Raw genomic sequence first — 19,692 nt, 5'->3', positions numbered from 1 at the left:
GCACTTTCAAAAATTAAATTATTCGGTTGTTTTATTTTTAAACTTTAACGCATCTAATTCACTGATTTATATAATTTAAAATTTATTAATTATCTTAAAAGTGAATTTAAACACACTAACCATTTGAAATTTAACTACTTTATTAAAAATATGTTTTTATTATCAGCAATAAAACCGCTTTATTTTTATATTTTGCTTTTATTTTAAACACCTCACTCGATTCAAAAATCTGTCTCCTATTCAATGAATGTTTAAAATTCCATCACCCAGAATAAAAACAACGGCTTTGATCGCTCAAAACCGTTGTTTTCAGTATTGCAATAAGTACTTTCTCTTAAGGAGTACTCCCTCTCACAATATTCAAGAAGTATAGATGACGTTCATATTGATCAATAATGTCCTGGATTAAATCTTCCTGCGTCCAATCCATCACATCATAGTTTTGCCCACCCTCTCTTAAGAAGACTTCTGCTTGGAAGTAATTGGCCTCATCTTCCTCCGCTCGTCCCAACATAAAACTTGGTGGAACAGTGGCATGGGAGATCACTTTATAAGTGAAGTTAATTTCATGATGATGATCGACATGCAATTGCAGACCATTTTCGATTTCACGTATCTCCACTTCCAAGTGACGGCGTTTAAATTCACGTTGAATACTTTCAAAGGCTTTACGCACCTGTGTCTCGATATAGTGCTGAACTTCAGTTTCTGTATGCGGGTAATGCATGATCAGACCCAGACGTTGCTGCCAACTACGTGGATTATTGATGGCACGTGGGGTAATGCGCGCTTCCTGAATGGCTTTCATCTTGGTGACATCCAGCTTTAAGGCCTTTAACAGCCCCCAGCTCATCAGCAACATAATAAAAGTAAAAGGTAATGCACTCATAATGATGGAAGATTGCAATGCAGACAGACCACCCACCAACAATAGAATAATGGCCAATGCTGCCATCAACACCGTCCAAAACAAACGTTGCCATGTTGGAGAGTTTTCAGTTTTAGCGGTGAGATAATCGGTAACCAACGCACCCGAATCCGCAGAGGTGACGAAAAAGAGCATCACCAATACCGTCGCCAATAAGCTCATCACTCCTGAAAACGGCAAGTGATTCAAAAACTCAAATAAAGCCACTGATGAATCCGTTTGCACAGCATGAAGCAAACTTACATTATGTTCTTGCATAATACTGAATAAAGCAGCATTACCTAAAAAGCCCATCCAGATGATGGTAAAGCCTGTCGGGATGAGTAATACCCCCACAATAAATTCACGGATGGTTCGTCCACGTGACACACGCGCAATAAACATCCCCACAAATGGTGACCATGAAATCCACCATGCCCAGTACATAATGGTCCAACCGCCAATCCAGCCATTCGGTTGATAGGCATAGAGGTTAAAGGTCATACCAAATAGATTCGACATATACGAACCCATGTTTTGAATGGTGGTTTGCAGTAAATAGATACTTGGCCCCGCAATAAACACAAAGGCCAGCAGCACCAAAGCCAGAATCAGATTCAGCTCAGAAAGGCGTTTTACCCCCTTATCTAAGCCCAAAAATACGGACATGGATGCCAAAATACTCACAAATACAATTAAACCGACTTGGACTTGGCTACTTTGCTCGATTCCAAATAGATAATGTAGGCCTGAGTTGATTTGCGTCACACCAAAACCGAGAGAGGTTGCTACACCAAAAACGGTACCAATGGTAGCGAAGGTATCAATACCATCGCCCCAAGGCCCATAAATTTTCTTACCAATAATGGGATATAAAGCCGAACGGGTTTTTAACGGCAGATTATGGCGATAAGCAAAATAGGCCAAAGCCAGTCCAACCACGGCGTAAATCGCCCATGCATGTAAACCCCAATGGAAAAAGGTAATCCTCAGGGCTTGTTGTGCCGCAGCTACACTTTCAGGGTCACCACTCGGTGGGCTGACATAGTGCATCACAGGTTCAGCCACACCAAAGAACATCAAACCGATGCCCATGCCTGCGGTAAACAGCATGGCAAACCACGAGCCATTGCTATATTCAGGTTGGCTGTGATCAGGTCCTAATTTGATTTTACCGCTGGCTGAACAGGCAATATAAATCAGCAGAATCAGAAATACCGCAACAGATAAAACATAGAACCAGCTAAAAGAGTCCGTAATCCATTGCTTCAGTTGTTGGGTCAAAAATTCAAATGAACTGGGTGCGATGACAACGATTGCGATAAAAATCGCAATGATTATTACCGTGCTTAAAAACACGTTTGGATTCACATTCGCAAACTGCGAAGATGGCTTGGAAGGCATAATTCCCTCACGTTATTCTAATGATAATGGACAGGCCATAATGGCCAAAGAAGACATTCACACAGTGAACAAAAGCGAGCTTAAATTTCGCAAAACTCGGTATAAATTATAAAAAATGTGAAAAATAAAGCAGTTGTAATGCTGTAACAAAGCTAATCTTTATCATTCAACTGTTTAGGCACATGCGCAATATACTGTAAAGCAATCAAACGAGAGACCACCACAGCCAGATACATCACCCCACCAAACATTTGTAACATGGCCAGCACACGAGCTGCTGGACTCAGTGGCATCAAATCAGACAGACCCGTTGCCGATTGCAGGCTAAAGCTGAGGAAGAGTAGATCAAGCCAACTTTGTAGTGCTTGTGGCTGATTGGGATTTTGGAAACTATCAGGCAGAATTAGCTGACAGATACTATATAGAAAGGCAAAAGCCCAAGCGATTAAGGTAAATACCGCTCCCGCTGCAAACAATTCATCTTTGGTCAGATAACGATCCGCAAACATATAGCGCAACAGACCATAGGCCGCATAGAAATAGGCCAAAGCTTCGAAACTATGGGCAATGATTTGAATGGTCGGGTTGCCATAACCCATAAAAATCATAATCGAAAATAGAAAGGCACCACTGACAAAGATCAGTCCCCAAAAGGTAAACACAGGGCTTTGCCGAATCACTTTGGCAATAATCAATAATGCCAAAACACCCAAGGACCAGGTTAAAGCCCGATATTCACTGTGCCCTGTAGTCAACATATATAAAACCAATAACGCCAGCTGAACCAGTAATAACCATGCCGATGGCAATAGCCGAAAGCTATCCCAAAATTGTTTTAAGCTCTGCATGTTGTTTTCCTTGCTATTGTTATGATTTTCATTGTGTTAATCGCATCAGAATGTAACTAAAAAGGCAACAATCATTTTAGAGAGTTCTTGTTGCAGTCGTTGTTCTTCAATCAACAAGGTATTCTTACTGGCATAACGCATCATGGTAAATAAAGTACTGTTAATTATCACAAAAGATTTATGTTTTAAAGTTTCAAAATCCCAGTGTGGATAATAGCGACCAAATAAATACATGCCGATTTCCAGAAAATGTTGTTCCAGTAGCTGTGCCGCTTCGGAATCGCTATAGGCATGCCAGTTTTTGAGAATCTCGATGAAAAAACCCTGATCGGATTTCAACGTTTCAAAGCCAAAAGCGATACTTAATCTGATGATGTCCTGAATAGCAGTTTGTTGTTGCAGCATCACCAGTTGCTTGAGTGCTTGCCCCAAGTGTTCACTTTTACGCAACAGCAATTCCGCGATGATCTGTTCTTTATTTTCAAAATACTGATAAATTGAACCGACACTAACCCCTGATTTTTCAGAAATTTTTGGGGTTGTGATCTGTAGCACACCATACTCAGAAATACATTTCTGTGTCCCTTCCAGAATGCTGTTAACAATCATTTTGGCGCGCTGTTGCTGTGGTCTTTTTCTCATCCTCAGCCTCAATTGAAATGCGAATTGAATGCGAATAAATATTCATATTAAGCTTTGATTAAATAACAATCACAGGCAGTATGCAATGCAAAGCATCGTTAGACCTAAACGCTTGGCGGCGTTTGAAGACATGATTCAAACCAATATCAAAACTAAAATTCTCAGTTATATGACTCATCAGCAGGTGCAACCGAGCTATGAAGAATACCTCGCGCTCAATACCGCCCTGCAAAGCGGAGATGCACCGATGGATCAATTGCTGCTGTGGGTATTACAAAATCCCAAACAGCATCGTAAATACTTTGAAACGGCGCTATACGAAGGTCTCGATAAATTGCCGCATGAAATTGCTGAACTGACCGCCTTCTTCCAGTTAGTGGAACAAAAACCTGATTGGTATGAACAAGTCAAAATCGATGAAGCCATTAAATTTACTTATCGCCTCGGCATCAATAATGGACTTGTTCTGCGAGATTTATCGCTAATGACAGGTTATTTGTACCCTGGTTTTAATCAACCTTTAATTCTGACAGGCGCTTTAAAAAAACAGGCAGGAACCCGTTTAGCCGAAACCACCAAATGGTGGGTGGATATCACCGAACCAAACGGGTTTGAACGTTTTAGCAAAGGCTTTACCTCTACGATTTTTGTACGTTTTATTCATTCACTTGTTCGTCATCAGCTACAAAAATCAGAGAAATGGGATGCCGACACTTGGGGTCTACCAATCAACCAGTATGATCAGGCGATGACCAATATTGCTTTTAGTGGTGTGGTACTGATTGGTATTCGGGCTTTGGGGGTTTTTCCTAACAAGCAGGAAATTGATAGCTTTTTACATTTCTGGAAATATGTAGGCTGGTTAATGGGTGTGGATGAAAAATGGTTAGTCAATAAAGAATCAGAGGGTTGGAAAATGATGTACTGGATGCAATTTGCACACCCCCAATCAGATGCCAGCAGTATTTCATTAGGTTCCAGTCTGTCCAAAGAACCCTTCGAGCGGAAATATCGCTATCTACGCTCTTTCCAGCAGAAGCTGGCGTATAAGCAACATCTAGAAATTACCCAGTTTTTTATTGGTCGCAAAAAAATGCAGAAGTTGGGTTTAGCCCCACAATCGGCCTCATGGTTTGCCTATTATCTGATTGGTCGCAATTTAGCGCTGTATAGCAGTGCCAAATTTATTCCAAAGTTAAACCGAGTGCTTGAGCAAAATGGACGACATCTACAACGCATCGGCTTGTCTCTTTATCGAAATCAGACGCAGCAACTGGCCAGTATGCATCAATAGTCCATAAAAAAGCCCTCAATCAATGAGGGCTTTTATTTTACAATTGATTGTGATTAATGATCTGAAGCACCAGATGCACCGATCCCCGTCATTGAGCGAACAAACTGAGCATCAAAGGCTTTACGCTCTTTCTCTGCACGTGCTGATTTGTCCGTAACCGAGAAGAACCAGCAGCAAAGGAATGAAAGCGGCATAGCAAATAATGCTGGACCATTGAATGGGTTTGGCGCAGTTTCAGAAATCGCCAGTGTATCTACCCAAACCGCTTTCGACAGAATGATCAGGCTCACTGCACCCACGAGACCAACAACACCACCAATCACTGCACCACGTGTGGTTAAACCTTTCCAGAACATGGATAACACCAACACTGGGAAGTTTGCACAACATGCCACCGAGAAGGCCAAACCCACCATAAAGGCAACGTTTTGTTTCTCGAACAAAACCCCCAAGATCATGGCAAAAATTGCTAAACCTAGCGTTGCGATTTTTGACATACGCAACTCTGATTGTGGCGTGGTTTTGCCTTTTTTAAACACGTTGGCATACAGGTCATGTGAAATTGCAGATGCACCTGAAAGGGTTAAGCCCGCTACCACAGCAAGGATGGTTGCGAATGCCACCGCAGAGATAAAGCCCATGAACAGGTCACCGCCGACGGCATCACTTAAGTGAACCGCAGCCATGTTGTTCCCCCCCACCAACTCCAATTTACCCGTCAATGCTGATTTCGCTACATCAAGAAACTGTGGATTGTTGGCAACAAACAGGATCGCACCAAAACCGATAATGAAGGTCAAAAGATAGAAGTAACCAATAAAGCCTGTTGCCACCACAACCGATTTACGTGCTTCTTTCGCATCTTTCACAGTGAAGAAACGCATCAAGATATGCGGTAGGCCAGCCGTACCAAACATCAAGGCCAGACCAAGAGAAAGCGCATCAATCGGGTTGGCAGCCAGTTTACCCGGTCCCATGATTTTTGCGGCTTCATCCCAACTCATATGATGTACTTGGCTATAAACACCAATGGCTTGGTTAAACATATTGGTGAAGCTAAAACCAACCGCTTTCATGACCATGAAAGCCATAAAGGTTGCACCACTGAGTAACATGACCGCTTTAATAATTTGTACCCAAGTCGTCGCCAACATCCCACCGAACATGACATAGGCCATCATCAGCAAACCGACGATCACTACAGCAATGTTGTAGTTCAAACCAAAGAGTAGTTTGATCAACTGACCTGCACCCACCATCTGTGCAATCAGATAGAACGCAACCACCACCAATGAGCTGAATGCAGCCAAGGTACGGACGGGTTTTTCTTCCAGACGGAATGACACCACATCGGACAGGTTATATTTACCCAAGTTACGCAAACGTTCCGCCACCAAGAATAAAACGATTGGCCAACCCACCATGAAACCCAGTGAATAGAGTAGACCATCAAAACCAGAACTGAATACGAGTGCCGAAATACCGAGGAACGATGCCGCTGACATAAAGTCACCTGCAATCGCCAAACCATTTTGAAAACCGCTGATTCCGCCACCTGCGGTATAGAAGTCTTGTGCGGATTGCGTCTGTTTTGCTGCCCACTTGGTGATGAACAAGGTAAAACCAACAAAGATCATAAACATAATGATCGCATGCCAGTTGGTTGCCTGCTGTTCAGCCGCACCCAAATCTGGGCCCGCAAATGCGACACTGCTACAACAAAAGCTGAGCAGCGTAAACAATATCGCTTTAAATGATGTCCCTTTCATCTCAGTGCATCCCTTTTTCATGTGCAATGGCCTCAACTTCCTTGAGCGCCTCTTCATTCAGTTGGTCGAGCGTATTATTGGCAATGTAGGAATACACACCACATAAGACAAATGACAATACGATAATGCCTAACCCAAGAGGAATTCCCCAAGTAGTTACGCCACCGCTAAATGAACTCGCTAAAAATTCTTTGTTGTAACCAACCAAAAGCATAAATCCAACGTAGATAAACAGCATGATTGCTGTTAATGTCCAACTTAATGTGCGCTTTTTGCTGACCATCTCTTGAAACTTTGGATTATGTAGAATGCGATCTACCTGTGAATCATCCATAATCAACTCCTTATTTTTGTGCCCAACCGTGGACCCTTTTCCGCATGGGATTTTTCATTATTCAAATTAACAAGATTATGCTTGACTCGTAACTTAGACTTTGGTCTCTAAATGCAAATCTCTACTCCTTGCTCTGCCTGTGCTTCGGGTATGATAAAAAATGGAATTTGATCACGTGAGCAATATGAACAGTTGGCTTATTCTTGGGGTATTGGCCCTGTATATTGTGCTGTTATTCGGCTGTGCTTTTTTTGGTGAAAAACACGCCAGCCGTTTAGGTATGCGCGGTCGGATGCTGCTGTTCAGTTTAACCTTGGGTGTCTATTGCTCTTCATGGACCTTTTACGGTGCGACAGGCGCAGCCGTTCGCCAAGGTGTGATTTTCCTCCCCATTTATCTGGGTCCATTACTGTTTATCTGGTTTGGTTATGATATCTGGAAGCGCTTAGGCCGGATTCGTCAGCACCATGCCATTTCGTCGATTGCCGATTTTGTTGCCGCTCGTTACGGCAAGAGCGGTAGTTTAGCTGCGTTAGTGACCATTCTGGCCGTGATTGCAATTGTGCCCTATCTGGCGTTGCAACTGCGTGCCATTGCCTTGAGTGCGTCAGTGATTCTGGAGCAAAATGCCCATATTCACACCACCACCAATAGTGTGTTGGTATTGACAGCCGTACTGGCAATTTTGGCGATGATTTTTGGTACCCGTCATATTGCGCATACCGAACAACACGGCGGCTTGATGTTAGCCGTTGCATTTGAGTCCTTTGTCAAACTGTTTGCTCTACTCTGTGTAGCGGCTTTCTTCTTATTGCAATCGCCTGACAATATCAAACAGGTCAGCAGCGATGTTCACCAGCATTTCCATGACCTGCAACAATTGGGCGTTCCTGAAACCTTTTGGGTGCAGACCTTGTTGGCGGGCTTAGCCATGATTTGCCTGCCGCGCCAGTTTCACGTGGCCGTGGTCGAATTACGTGATGAAAAACATATCCGCGGCGCACGACGCTGGTTCGCGGCTTATCTCATTCTGACTGTGATTGCAATTATCCCGATTGCCAGTTGGGCATTACACTCCTTACCAGAATCACTGGGTACGCCAGATATAGCGGTATTGGCCCTGCCTTTAAGCTATCAACAAGAATGGTTGGCCTTATTGGCATTCTTAGGCGGCTTTTCAGCTTCAACAGGGATGCTGTTGGTGGCCTCAGTAGCACTGTCGATCATGCTGAGTAATGACCTGATCATGCCTGCATTATGGCGCTTTAAAATCATTTCCCGCCATGATCAACATTTGCCGCGTGTGCTGAAACTGACCCGTCGGATTAGCATCATCAGTGTGATGTTGCTGGGTTTTTTATTCTTCCACTTCTTTAATGACATTAACCAGCTTTCTGTTTTTGGTTTATTGGCCTTTAGTGCAGTGGCACAATTTTCTCCTGCACTGATTGGTGGACTCTACTGGCGCGGTGCCAGTCGTCAAGGGGTCTATGTCGGCTTACTCATGGGCTTTGCCATGTGGAGCTATACACTGCTCTTCCCAACGGTATTGCGTAGTTTGCCTGATCATTATCAAGACTTTGCACAACATCTGTTATTGTTTGGCCCTTTTGACATTAATGGCTTACGTCCTGAAGCACTCCTCGGATTTGAATCTTTTGCGCCCCTCACCCACGGCGTATTGTGGTCATTGGGTCTCAACGTGGTGCTGTATATCTGGGTATCTCGCCTCTATCGTCCAAGTGTGGCGGAACAAATTCAGGCAGAAAGCTTTTTCTATTATGAAAGCAAACCGTTGCCATCTGCACAATCGAATACTGACCTGACCGACCTGCATTTGAATGCTGCACGCCTCAAAGTCGGTGATCTACTGGCTCTGGCCAAACGGGTTACAGGGGATAAGCCTACCCTGCAAGCCTTCCAGCAGTTCTGTGAACAAAACCATGTAGTTTTAAATGAGAATCACGTAGCCAATGGCATGTGGTGGCGTTTCACCGAGCAGTATCTGGCAGGTATTATTGGGGCAGCCTCTGCCCGTACCTTGCTGACCACCGCCATGATTAACAATGGCCTAGCCCTTGGGCAAGTCGCCAATATTCTGGATCAGGCCTCGCAGTGGCAACGTTTCAACCAAAACTTACTCATGACCATGATTGATCATATGACCCAGGGTGTCAGCGTGGTAGATAAAAACATGTGTCTGGTGGCATGGAATAATCAATATCTTAAACTGTTTGATTATCCTAAGGATCTGGTCTATGTCGGCTGTCCAATCGCTGATTTGATTCGTTATAACGCGGAGCGTGGTGAATGTGGTCCCGGCCCTGTGGAAGAACACGTCCGTAAACGGCTGCACTGGATGAAAGTCGGCAGTGCACATGAATTTGAGCGCATCCGTAAAGATGGTTTGGTCATTCAAATGCGCGGCAATCCAATTGAAGGCGGTGGTTTTGTCACAACATTCGCGGATATTACCGCCTTCCGCGAAAATGAAGCCATCTTGGAAGAGCGTGTCAGTGATCGAACTCAACAGCTAGCCAATGCCCTGACTGAACAGCAATTGGCGCTGGAACAAGCCGATAAAGCCAATCAATCCAAAAGCCGCTTTTTGGCAGCCGCCAGCCATGACTTATTACAGCCGATGCATGCAGCACGTTTGTTTAGTACCGCGCTAGAACAAAGCGTACATTCAACGGAAGATCAACAAACCTTGCAACAGCTGGATCGTGCCCTGTATGGCGCGGAAAGTATGCTCTCTGCACTACTGGATATTGCCCGTTTGGAAGGCGGTACCATTCAAGCTAAACGTCAAGCCTATTCTCTGCATGACCTGTTAAATGACCTTGAGCTGCAATTTAAATCGATTGCGGCGCAACGCAATATTCAACTGTCTGTACATGATACCCAGTTCTGGGTAGATACGGATCCACAATGGATGCGACGCATTATTCAGAACTTTGTCAGCAATGCCTTGCGTTATACCGCACAAGGCCGTGTGGTGGTCGGGGTATTACGCTCCGCACATCGCCCGAAGCATATTCGGATTGGGGTCTGGGATACTGGCCCTGGGATTAATGAACAACAACGCCTGAAACTATTCCAAGAGTTTGAACGTTGTGGGCACACCTCACCTTGGGGTGAACAAGGTCTTGGTCTCGGGCTGGCGATCGTGCAACGCATGACCAGCCTGCTTGATTTTCCGGTATATGTGTATTCGCAACTGGGCAAAGGCTCATGCTTCATGATCGAAGTGCCGTTGGTCGATGCACCGAAAATTAAGATGAACACGCCACAAGTGACCGCACTACAGCACACCGCCTACAAAGTGTTGTGTTTGGATAATGATGAAACCATTTTAGCAGGCATGCGCACCTTGCTAAGTAAATGGGGGTATCAGATTTTTACGGCCACTGAACCTGAGCAAGCATTGCAATTGATTGAACAGGAAGATATTCAGGTTTGGCTCATCGACCAACATTTAAACCATGATCAACGTGGTCTAGATTTCATTGAACAATATCGTCCTGCACATATTCCAGTGGCCCTGATTACTGCAGATTCTGATCCTGAGTTACCACAATATTTAAAGCAGCAGAATATTGTATTGTTGAAAAAGCCATTAAAACCTGCGGGTTTAAGAGCTTGGTTATCAGGTTTAAAAATCATGCCAATGCAATAAATGACCAAATATTTTGCAACATAGGCAGAAACCATCAAAAAGCAGCGCTTAGTGCAACGATAAATTGACCAAAGTGCTCAAATCATGATTGGCTATGGCAAAAACGTTCACTTACATTAGTGAACGTTTGTACACTTACTTACAATTACATAAGATAATGTTTTTATTTATAAATTTTAGCATAAAAATCCTATCTACAACTTTAGTCGTATTCTACTTGCTTTCTTGATCCCGCATAAATTGATCAACGAGATTGAAAGCCCAATGAAGGTTTATTGGGTTCTCATCAGAAACATTGTCAAAAAGGACATTGATCATGAATAGTAATCACTCATCAACTGACCACAGTTCACAACAGCTGTATCGCCAATATAGTGCCAATGCATTATTACCTGAACTGGATTGGCAAACGATTTTTGTGCATAGCAAACTGGAGGATACCCATTTACGTGCACTGAATACGCTTTATCAAGCCGCTGTTCCACTGGCACTCAATGTATTTGATCAACTCAATTTTGATGTGTTTGCACCTGCGGCTTATCATCCACAAGGCTTGGGCTTATTTGAAAAACTGGCACAACAAGAACAAAAATTCTTGGAAGCGCTGGAAAATGAATCTGCTCATCTTGACCATGAGACCCGCTATCAAATCTGGAGTATGTTATTGCGTGGTGGTGCGGTACTGGTATTCAAAGCCTGGTTAGGCCATGTCAAAGGCGGCGAAAACCAGCTCGATAAAACCCATTTTGATGAACTTTCTGACTTACTATTTATCAAAACACGTCCCGATCAATTGGCTCAACGCTTAAAAGTTGATACCAATGCCCCGCTTACCCATATTTTCTTGATGTATGAAAATGACGTGTTTCTGGATCACTTTAACAGTTTGGAAACCGCCGCTTTATTTGTTGATTTGGGTGTATATGATGCTGCATTTTTAAGTTTGCGTGATGATCGTGTGGCTGAATATCTCAAAGCCAAAGGTTATGTGACTCAAGAGCAGATTGATGATTTGCAATGCGCATTGAATCCCTTGTATTGCGATAGCTTAATGCCAAAACAGGATTGTCTGGCCTAACCGACCGAGGCCACAATCAAGATTGTGGCTTCGCTTTGGCTTTTCATTCAAGAACGATCTTTTTCTAAACGCTGTTTATGGATCTGCATCACCACATCACTAAACTCGTTTAAAACATAATTGACCCATAAACGGCTATACCAGTTATATTCAGTGGATAAACGATAATCAATGCTCAGAATCAACTTGGTGGTGTGCGCATCGATTTGTTGCAACTGATAATCTGTTTTCAGCAAATCGAAATACTTACCGCCCATTTCCAGGTGGTCATCCAGTGATCCCTTCGGAAAAGAATCTGGAGCAAACTGGTATTTCCATGACAATAAATACGGCGCATGTGATGCGGTCACCTTTTCTTCAAACTTGATACCACGTTCCCACTGGATGGTGCGTATCAACTCGCCTTCATGCTGCTCGGTCATACCAAAAATAGGTTTGGGAAAGCCCATGCTAAAAATAAAACTGTGTTTGACTTCTTCAGGCTGAATCTTACCAATTTGGTTAATAGCCTGAAATACTTGCTGTGCTGGCGCATGAATCACGACCGAGCGCTGGGTTTGTCCATATTCAGTACGGCTAAAATCAGGCAACAACAACCATAAAATCAGAGGCAGCAGTGCAAAAGAATAGATTTTTGCACTAGGTTTCCATAGATAATGACAAATCAATCGCATCAAGCCCGCACCCAGCAGCAACCCCATCAACAGAATGGGTAAGAGCATGATTAGACAGATAATGCCTTCTCTCAACACGATCACACAGAATACAATCACGATCACAAAAACAAGCGGCTGAATTTTAAACAGTCTGGAGAGAAAAATGGGATTGGGCTGTTTTCGAATCATAAAGTATTCGAATAATGAACCGAGTATTGCCGGAATCACGAGAACCACGACAAAGGACATTAGATCTTTGGCATAACTACTCAGCAGCACGGTAAATGCCATCAAGCTCGCAGCCAGAATTAGCGGTAAAATCCGTAAAAAAGACGATCTGGCTGGATAAACCTTTTCCAAAGCATAAGGCAGATCATGAGTTAAATTTGTCAGAACAAGCACATAACTGTTCTGCTCATGCTTAATTTTATGCACATGGTAGTGCCTGAATCCTGCCTGCCGCAACATCTGATCGATACTGTCCCGAACTTCATCAGTCCAGGCTTCAACTACAATGCGGGCATACCCCTGTTGTTGTAATTCTTGAATAATTGTTTTTGGATCCTGAAGATAATGCATGCCGGCCTCGATTCAAATCTCAATCAGCCCAATGCAGGTCATTGAGCTGATTGATTCTAACCGAGCTTAGAACTTCATGCTCATACGCATCCAATAATTGCGTCCAGTATTATTGAACTGCTCTTCACTGGCAAAACCAAAGCCTGAACTACCGGCTTTATTGAGATGCTCTGTATAAGTTTTATCCAACACATTATCGACACCGACTGAAAGGTCGATATCTTTACTCAGACTATAACTACCATTTAACGAAATCGTTGAGAAACCAGCACTTGGCTTGAGGTCATAACCCACAATGTTCCCTTGATGCAAACTGACACGGTTTTGCTGATCTACCACACGCCACAACATGCCCAGTGTATATTTATCTGCGACATAACGTAGGTTCAAACGTCCTTCTAATGGTGCAATTTGTGGTAAAGGTGTATTGTCCGTGGTATTTTTACCCCACGCATACATGGCACTTAGATCCGCTTGGATATGATCAGTAAACTGATAGCCAATTCCAGCCTCGGCACCTGCAATCGTGGCATCCACATTCTTGGCACTTGCAGTAATCTCACTGCTGCCATGCCCGCCATGTCCACCACCATGCAAATGGCTATGATCGTGATAATTCATCAGAATATAATCATCAATCAACCCTGCATACGCCGACACCCAAGACGTAAAAGCGCCCTGTTGCTGGGTAAAACCAAAATCTAACTGCAAGGTTTTCTCTGGACGCACACCATTAAAAGTATTTGTCGAACCTGCATTGCCATGTTCAGGACTGAACAACTCCCAATAATCAGGCATACGTTCGACATAACCTACGCCAACATAACTATTTAAGCCATGTTCAACATTCTGATTTTCCAAACGCACAAATGCACTTGGTAGAGTTTTTTCAAGCTGGGTATTGAATCCTTTGGTTTTCGAATCAACACGCTCATCATCAACAGTGACTTGGTCTACGCGAGCACCTGTCACAATCTTATTCTGCGGGTTCAATTGATAAGTCAACTCACCGAAAGCACCATAAGACTGGAAGCGCATATCCTGACGGAAGGGTACATTCATCGATGGCATGGTCGGCGATGACATACTGCCACCATGTTTATTGAACTGAGAATCAACTCCAGTAATTAAACTCCATTGATTCCATTCCGAGGTCATGGCCAAACGCGAGTTCAAGGTACGGCGTGTCACTTGCATGGCCATCGGGTTTGGCATCAGCATGGTCATGCCATCATGGCTCATTTCAACCAAAGGCGGTGTACGCAAACTATAGTTATCCATAATATGGTCGTTATAGCTATAGTTCACCTGAGCTTCAATTTTCTTGATCACATCGGTGACATTTTTCTTTTCAAACCGTAAACCTAAGCTTTCACGCGCAAATTGTGCACCGTCCATACCACGACCAGCATATTCCGCTTCACCATCAGCCTTGCCACCCGTCAATTCCAGCCAGGTATTCTCATCTGGCATCCAGCCTAAAGCGACATCGGCATTCCAGCGTTCCCATGAAGATGGAATGGTTTTACCATCACCATCTTGATAACTATTCGATTCAGAACGGTTGGCATTTAAGCGGATATATTTTTTCTCATCACCAACTGCTGCTTCAACATTCTGATCTAAACGTCCAAACGAACCCCACAATACACTCGCCTGCCCACGATATGGTTTTTCTTGCGTAAGCTTTTCAGGTTCACGTTCAAAAATCACCGTCGCTGCTGAGCCGGTATTGGCATATTGAACAGTTTGCGGCCCTTTAATCACTGAGATTCGATCATAACTTTCAGGGGAAATATAAGAGGTTGGTGCATCCATACGAGCAGGACATGCACCGAGGTTCTCGCTACCATCAGTCAAAATCTTGATGCGGGAACCAAACATACCACGGAAAGTTACATCCCCATTGGTACCACCACTTTGTATCGAATTAAACCCCATAATGCTTTGTAGATAATCCGCCCCATCTGTCGCAGGGATCGGTTGAATCGGTTGCTTTGGATCGGCTTGCACCACCAGACCATTATTCTGATTCGGTTGTTGTGCTGTTATCACAATCGGTGCAAGTGAGGTGTGCGCATGATGAGTATCTGCTTGCTCAACAGGATTTGCCCAAGCCATCACTGTATTTGAGGCAGCCAAGATCGCAACCGTAAGCGGTTGTAGTAAAAATTTAGGTTGAGCCATGATCGGTCTCTCTTAAAACATAAATAAAACGTGGCTAGGGCTATAAAAACCCTAACGAAAATAAAGTCTTAATTATGCAAAGAGTGGTGGTGCTCGCCCTTGAGGCAATAAAAACAAACGTTGTAGCGCAAAATAAATATGCTTAAACGCTTGTTGATAGGCAACTAGACGGATTTGGATGCGGACCAGAACTTCTTTCACCCCAAATTCAGGCGGCAATACCAAATTGGCATACACCGTACAGTACTGACATTGGTGATTGGGATCGTGATGATCGTGTTGCGGCCTCGACACTTGAGCCTGTTCAAGCTGAGCTACATGATGCTGAGATGCATGGGCCGAATGGCTCTGCGAAGCTTGTAATTTAGGTAAGAGTAAGGCCTGAGTAATGGTTTCACAGACTGGCGCGATTTGATACTGCTTCGGAAGTAACGGCTGCAAGAAAACCGCAATCTGTAAACAGACCGCGGTTAAGGCAAGCAGCAAGCCACAACGAAACAGAGACAACATCTTTAAAAAAATTATCGCTTGACGCTAACTTTTTCTTTTTCGCGCTGGCGAACCACCTTTTCCACTTTTTCACGTGCGCGCTGACGCTTCAATGGTGATAAATAGTCAACAAAAAGTTTGCCATTTAAGTGATCCATTTCATGTTGGATACAAACAGCGAGAAGTTCGTCAGCTTCTAACTCAAATGCTTGACCTTCAAGGTTAATTGCCTCGATTTTTACGCGTGACGGACGCTCAACTTTGTCGTATATTTGAGGCACAGAGAGACAGCCTTCTTCATACGGCTGCGTATCTTCGGTCAGTGGAATGACTTTGGGGTTAATGAACACCATCGGTTGGTTTTTCTCTTCAGAGATGTCCATAACAATAAGCTGAATATGATGATCAACCTGAGTTGCCGCTAAACCGATACCCGGTGCCTCGTACATGGTTTCAAACATATCTGCTGCAAGCTGACGAATATCATCAGTGACTTCTTCGACTGGCTTGGCAATGGTACGAAGGCGGGGATCAGGAAAACTTAGAATAGGTAATAAGGCCATACTGTCGTCCTCACTTATGCCATTGATCAAAAAACCAACTGAAGGGAATGCTTGATCAAAAAATTGTGTGTAAAGTCGTTATTATAGCGCAACTACACACATAATTTTTAGGAATTATGATAATGAAAAAGGTTTTAAACGGCATACACTCATTTCATGCCTTGGGGTTAAAAAAACAACTGATTGCTGCTGCGATTTGTGCAGGACTGGGGATGGGAGTAAATTTTGCCCATGCAGCCAGCCCAAATGTCAGCCCACCCTCAGTTAAAGTCGGTGCCCCACACGTTTATGTGGTGAAAAAAGGCGATACACTTTGGGATATCTCAGGGAAGTTTTTAAGCAAGCCATGGCGCTGGCCAGAAATCTGGGCAAGCAACAAACATGTCAAAAATCCGCACTGGATTTATCCAGGCGATCGCTTGCTGCTGTGCAGCTTGAACGGTAAACCCTTAGTTGGTAAAGATGAAGGCGACGGTTGTGACGGAATTATCCGTCGTTATACGGGGAATACCTCAACATTACGCCCACAAGTGCGTGTCGAAGCATTGAACAACAGCGTTCCAGTGATTCCTCTGGCCGATATTCAACAATGGCTGGAACGTACTTCAGTTCTGCCAGCGGATGCCATTGCCAACACTCCTTATATCCTGGGCACAGCAGATAACCGTGTCATCGCTGGTAAAGGTCAGAGTGTTTATGTCCGAGGCAAAGGTCTGGAAAATGGCCAACGCTATGGGGTCTTCCGTGAAGGTGAACCTTATGTGGTCTTAGATCCAAATGGTAAAAAGCAGGTCCTTGGTGTTGAACTGACCCAAGTCGCTTCAGGCGTTACCATTCGCAATGAAAATGACATCACCACGCTTGAACTCACGGAAAGTTATAACGGCGAAGTGCGGCGTGGCGATCGGGTAATGGCCGAACAAGATGCCATGTTACCGACTTTATTCTATCCCGTTGATGCTCAGCAGATCAAAGACGGCGGCAAAATCATTCGGGTGATGGGTTCAATTGGTACAGCGGCCAAAAATGGCGTTGTAACGATTGATCGTGGCACCGCAGACGGCGTTGAAATCGGTCAGGTGCTCAGTGTCTACCAAGATGGTGAAATGATCAGAGACCCAAAAACCAAAGAAAAAGTTAAACTACCAGGTCAATATCTGGGAAGCATCATGGTCTTTAAGAGCTTTGATCGGATCAGCTATGCCTACGTGCTTGAAAGTGAACTGCCAATCAAGATTGGCTCAAATATTAAGCCACCCCGCCTCGATGACTGAGTAATTGCCGATGTTGAATCAACTATCACCACATCACTATCACACTGTGCTGGTGTGGTATTTGGTTCAACATTCACTCTCCAGTTTTGCCAAGCTTCAACAACATTTTGGTAATTGTGAACAAGCCACACAGCCACACCGTTTCTCTGAATGGTCACAACTGGGCTTACACGCCAATCACTTAAAACGTTTGGCGGAATTTCAAAGTCCTCAGGGTCAACAACAATTTAAACAGTTGCTTGATCAGGTGTGTAAACATAGTGATTTTATCCTGACTCCTGAAGATCTGGGCTATCCGACCCAATTACAGCCTTATGCAGACCGCCCCCCGATTTTATTTGGACAAGGTCAGGCACAAGCCTTATTACAACCGCAAATTGCCATGGTCGGTAGTCGTAAACCGAGTCCTCATGGACGACAAGTTGCTTATGATTTTGCCTATTATCTCAGTGAAAAAGGCTTCTATATCAGCAGTGGTTTGGCGCAGGGTATTGATCAAGCCGCGCATCAAGGAGCTTTAGCTCATCAACGTACCATTGCCGTGACGGGCACTGGTTTAGATAGCGTTTACCCTGCTCAGCACAAGCAATTGGCACAACAAATTACCCAATCAGGTGCTGTCATCACTGAGTTTTTACCCTCCACCCTGCCATTGCAACAGCATTTCCCAAGACGTAATCGAATTGTCAGTGGTTTGAGTCTGGGGGTATTGGTGGTCGAAGCTGCACTGAAAAGCGGCTCTCTCATCACAGCGAATGAAGCAGCCAATCAAGGCAAAATGGTCTTTGCGATTCCTGGACATATTTACAGTGAGCATCATCAAGGTTGTCATCAACTGATTCGGGAAGGTGCGATTCTGGTCGACCATCCCGAGCAAATCATTGAAGATTTAGCCTTGCCAACGCAATGGCAAACGCAACAACAAACCGTGGAAGCCATCAACTCTCCACCTAGCCTGCCAACCCATTTGATTGCGTTGTATCAAAGTCTAGACTGGGTCGGACAAGATATAGATCAACTGGCACAGCGCCATCCAATCACGACTGCAGCACTCACCGCTCAATTGATGGAGCTGGAATTACTCGGTTTATGCCTGCAACAAGCAGGCCGCTATTTACGTTGCCGCCCAATGCATTAAACTAGTCATATTCTCCCATTTGTTTTAGTTATCCTATGATTACTTCCTCTATTGCTGAAGCAGCACATCTATTAAAACAAGGGCAGGTTCTGGCTTATCCGACCGAAGCAGTCTGGGGCCTAGGCTGTGACCCCTTCAATGAGCAGGCATTTCAGGACATTTTGGAACTGAAGCATCGTCCCGTTGAAAAAGGGGTGATTTTATTGGCGGGACATATACAGCAAGTAGAACATTTATTGCAGGACTTAAATACAGACATCCGCCAGCAAGTGATCGCCAGCTGGTCTGATCGTCAGCCAACTGAACGTGCGACGACATGGCTATTGCCTGCAAATGCGTCTATTCCGACGTGGATTAAAGGACAGCATCCGCTAGTTGCAGTTCGGGTCACCACACATCCTCTCTGCATAAACCTCTGCCAGCAATTTGGTGGCTTTATTGTTTCGACCAGTGCCAACCCGACAGGTCTTGCACCTGCGCAGAGCTTAGACAGTGCACAGGTTTATTTTGGCAACAACTTAAATTACCTTCAAGGAGATTTAGGGTTGAGTAGCGAACCAAGTCGCATTTTAAATGCTTTAACCGGTGAAGTGATTCGTGCTTAATTAGGTGAATAGCGGACAAAAAAAAGCTCAGTTATATAGGGATAACTGAGCATAAAAAGGATGTGTATAAGCACATCCAGAGGGTTCATCAATTTGGTGAGCAACGTATTCATTATCCAATGAATCATCTTGCTATGTTTGCTATTATGAGGGAATAATCACATTTATACAAATATATTATTTATCTAACAAAAAGTGTGAAAAGCGTACAATTTTTGTCACTCCTACATTTTCAATAAAATTATA

15 protein-coding genes are annotated in these 19,692 nt (G+C 44.0%); 6 read left to right on the top strand and 9 right to left on the bottom strand.

Features of this window, described 5'->3' with window-relative positions:
• Positions 1-334: 334 nt before the first annotated feature.
• From Aba26S_RS10550 to Aba26S_RS10540, 3 genes are all read right to left on the bottom strand, one after another.
• Positions 335-2,311: a choline BCCT transporter BetT gene (locus tag Aba26S_RS10550; RefSeq protein WP_005240355.1), complete on the bottom strand. Its 1,977-nt coding sequence runs from the start codon at positions 2,309-2,311 to the stop codon at positions 335-337.
• Between the two features lie 152 nt (positions 2,312-2,463).
• A complete protein-coding gene (locus tag Aba26S_RS10545) occupies positions 2,464-3,159 on the bottom strand; it encodes an ion channel (protein WP_005240358.1) in 696 nt (231 codons plus the stop codon).
• A gap of 45 nt (positions 3,160-3,204) precedes the next feature.
• A complete protein-coding gene (locus Aba26S_RS10540; RefSeq protein WP_005240360.1) occupies positions 3,205-3,801 on the bottom strand; it encodes a TetR/AcrR family transcriptional regulator in 597 nt (198 codons plus the stop codon).
• An 85-nt stretch (positions 3,802-3,886) separates the two neighbouring features.
• Here Aba26S_RS10540 and Aba26S_RS10535 point away from each other — a divergent pair, with 85 nt between their 5' ends.
• A complete protein-coding gene (locus tag Aba26S_RS10535) occupies positions 3,887-5,095 on the top strand; it encodes an oxygenase MpaB family protein (protein WP_005240362.1) in 1,209 nt (402 codons plus the stop codon).
• A gap of 53 nt (positions 5,096-5,148) precedes the next feature.
• Here Aba26S_RS10535 and Aba26S_RS10530 read toward each other — a convergent pair whose 3' ends face one another.
• The gene (locus tag Aba26S_RS10530) at positions 5,149-6,864 is read right to left on the bottom strand and encodes a cation acetate symporter (RefSeq protein WP_010589811.1); all 1,716 of its coding nucleotides are present in this window, start codon (positions 6,862-6,864) and stop codon (positions 5,149-5,151) included.
• 1 nt (position 6,865) lies between these two features.
• Positions 6,866-7,198: a DUF485 domain-containing protein gene (locus Aba26S_RS10525; protein ID WP_005240366.1), complete on the bottom strand. Its 333-nt coding sequence runs from the start codon at positions 7,196-7,198 to the stop codon at positions 6,866-6,868.
• Positions 7,199-7,382: 184 nt separating this feature from the next.
• On the opposite strand from Aba26S_RS10525, the gene Aba26S_RS10520 reads away from it, so the two are divergent.
• Together Aba26S_RS10520 and Aba26S_RS10515 are read left to right on the top strand one after the other, a co-directional pair.
• A complete protein-coding gene (locus Aba26S_RS10520; protein ID WP_005240368.1) occupies positions 7,383-10,877 on the top strand; it encodes a PAS domain-containing hybrid sensor histidine kinase/response regulator in 3,495 nt (1,164 codons plus the stop codon).
• 316 nt (positions 10,878-11,193) lie between these two features.
• Entirely contained in the window at positions 11,194-11,955 is a 762-nt protein-coding gene (locus Aba26S_RS10515) for a hypothetical protein (protein ID WP_005240370.1), read from the top strand.
• A gap of 47 nt (positions 11,956-12,002) precedes the next feature.
• On the opposite strand, the gene Aba26S_RS10510 is transcribed toward Aba26S_RS10515, so the two are convergent.
• The 4 genes from Aba26S_RS10510 to def form a co-directional block, all read right to left on the bottom strand.
• Entirely contained in the window at positions 12,003-13,190 is a 1,188-nt protein-coding gene (locus Aba26S_RS10510) for a hypothetical protein (protein WP_005240372.1), read from the bottom strand.
• A 66-nt stretch (positions 13,191-13,256) separates the two neighbouring features.
• Positions 13,257-15,377 (bottom strand): TonB-dependent copper receptor, encoded by a 2,121-nt coding sequence (locus tag Aba26S_RS10505; RefSeq protein ID WP_005240373.1) that lies wholly within the window; start codon positions 15,375-15,377, stop codon positions 13,257-13,259.
• Between the two features lie 72 nt (positions 15,378-15,449).
• On the bottom strand, positions 15,450-15,887 hold the full coding sequence (locus Aba26S_RS10500; RefSeq protein WP_005240374.1) for a DUF2946 family protein: 438 nt from the start codon (positions 15,885-15,887) through the stop codon (positions 15,450-15,452).
• Between the two features lie 11 nt (positions 15,888-15,898).
• Entirely contained in the window at positions 15,899-16,429 is a 531-nt protein-coding gene (gene def, locus Aba26S_RS10495) for a peptide deformylase (RefSeq protein WP_004656477.1), read from the bottom strand.
• Positions 16,430-16,551: 122 nt separating this feature from the next.
• Here def and Aba26S_RS10490 point away from each other — a divergent pair, with 122 nt between their 5' ends.
• The 3 genes from Aba26S_RS10490 to Aba26S_RS10480 are packed head-to-tail and all read left to right on the top strand — an operon-like array spanning position 16,552 to position 19,446.
• Positions 16,552-17,703, top strand: coding sequence for a LysM peptidoglycan-binding domain-containing protein (locus Aba26S_RS10490; RefSeq protein ID WP_005240377.1), 1,152 nt, complete (start codon positions 16,552-16,554; stop codon positions 17,701-17,703).
• 10 nt (positions 17,704-17,713) lie between these two features.
• Entirely contained in the window at positions 17,714-18,841 is a 1,128-nt protein-coding gene (dprA, locus tag Aba26S_RS10485; protein WP_005240378.1) for a DNA-processing protein DprA, read from the top strand.
• A 35-nt stretch (positions 18,842-18,876) separates the two neighbouring features.
• Positions 18,877-19,446: a Sua5/YciO/YrdC/YwlC family protein gene (locus tag Aba26S_RS10480; RefSeq protein WP_005240380.1), complete on the top strand. Its 570-nt coding sequence runs from the start codon at positions 18,877-18,879 to the stop codon at positions 19,444-19,446.
• Positions 19,447-19,692: the final 246 nt, after the last annotated feature.

Source organism: Acinetobacter sp. NBRC 110496 (assembly GCF_000876115.1).
In the GTDB taxonomy this organism is placed as follows: domain Bacteria; phylum Pseudomonadota; class Gammaproteobacteria; order Pseudomonadales; family Moraxellaceae; genus Acinetobacter.
This window is presented reverse-complemented; position numbering and strand designations above follow the sequence as displayed.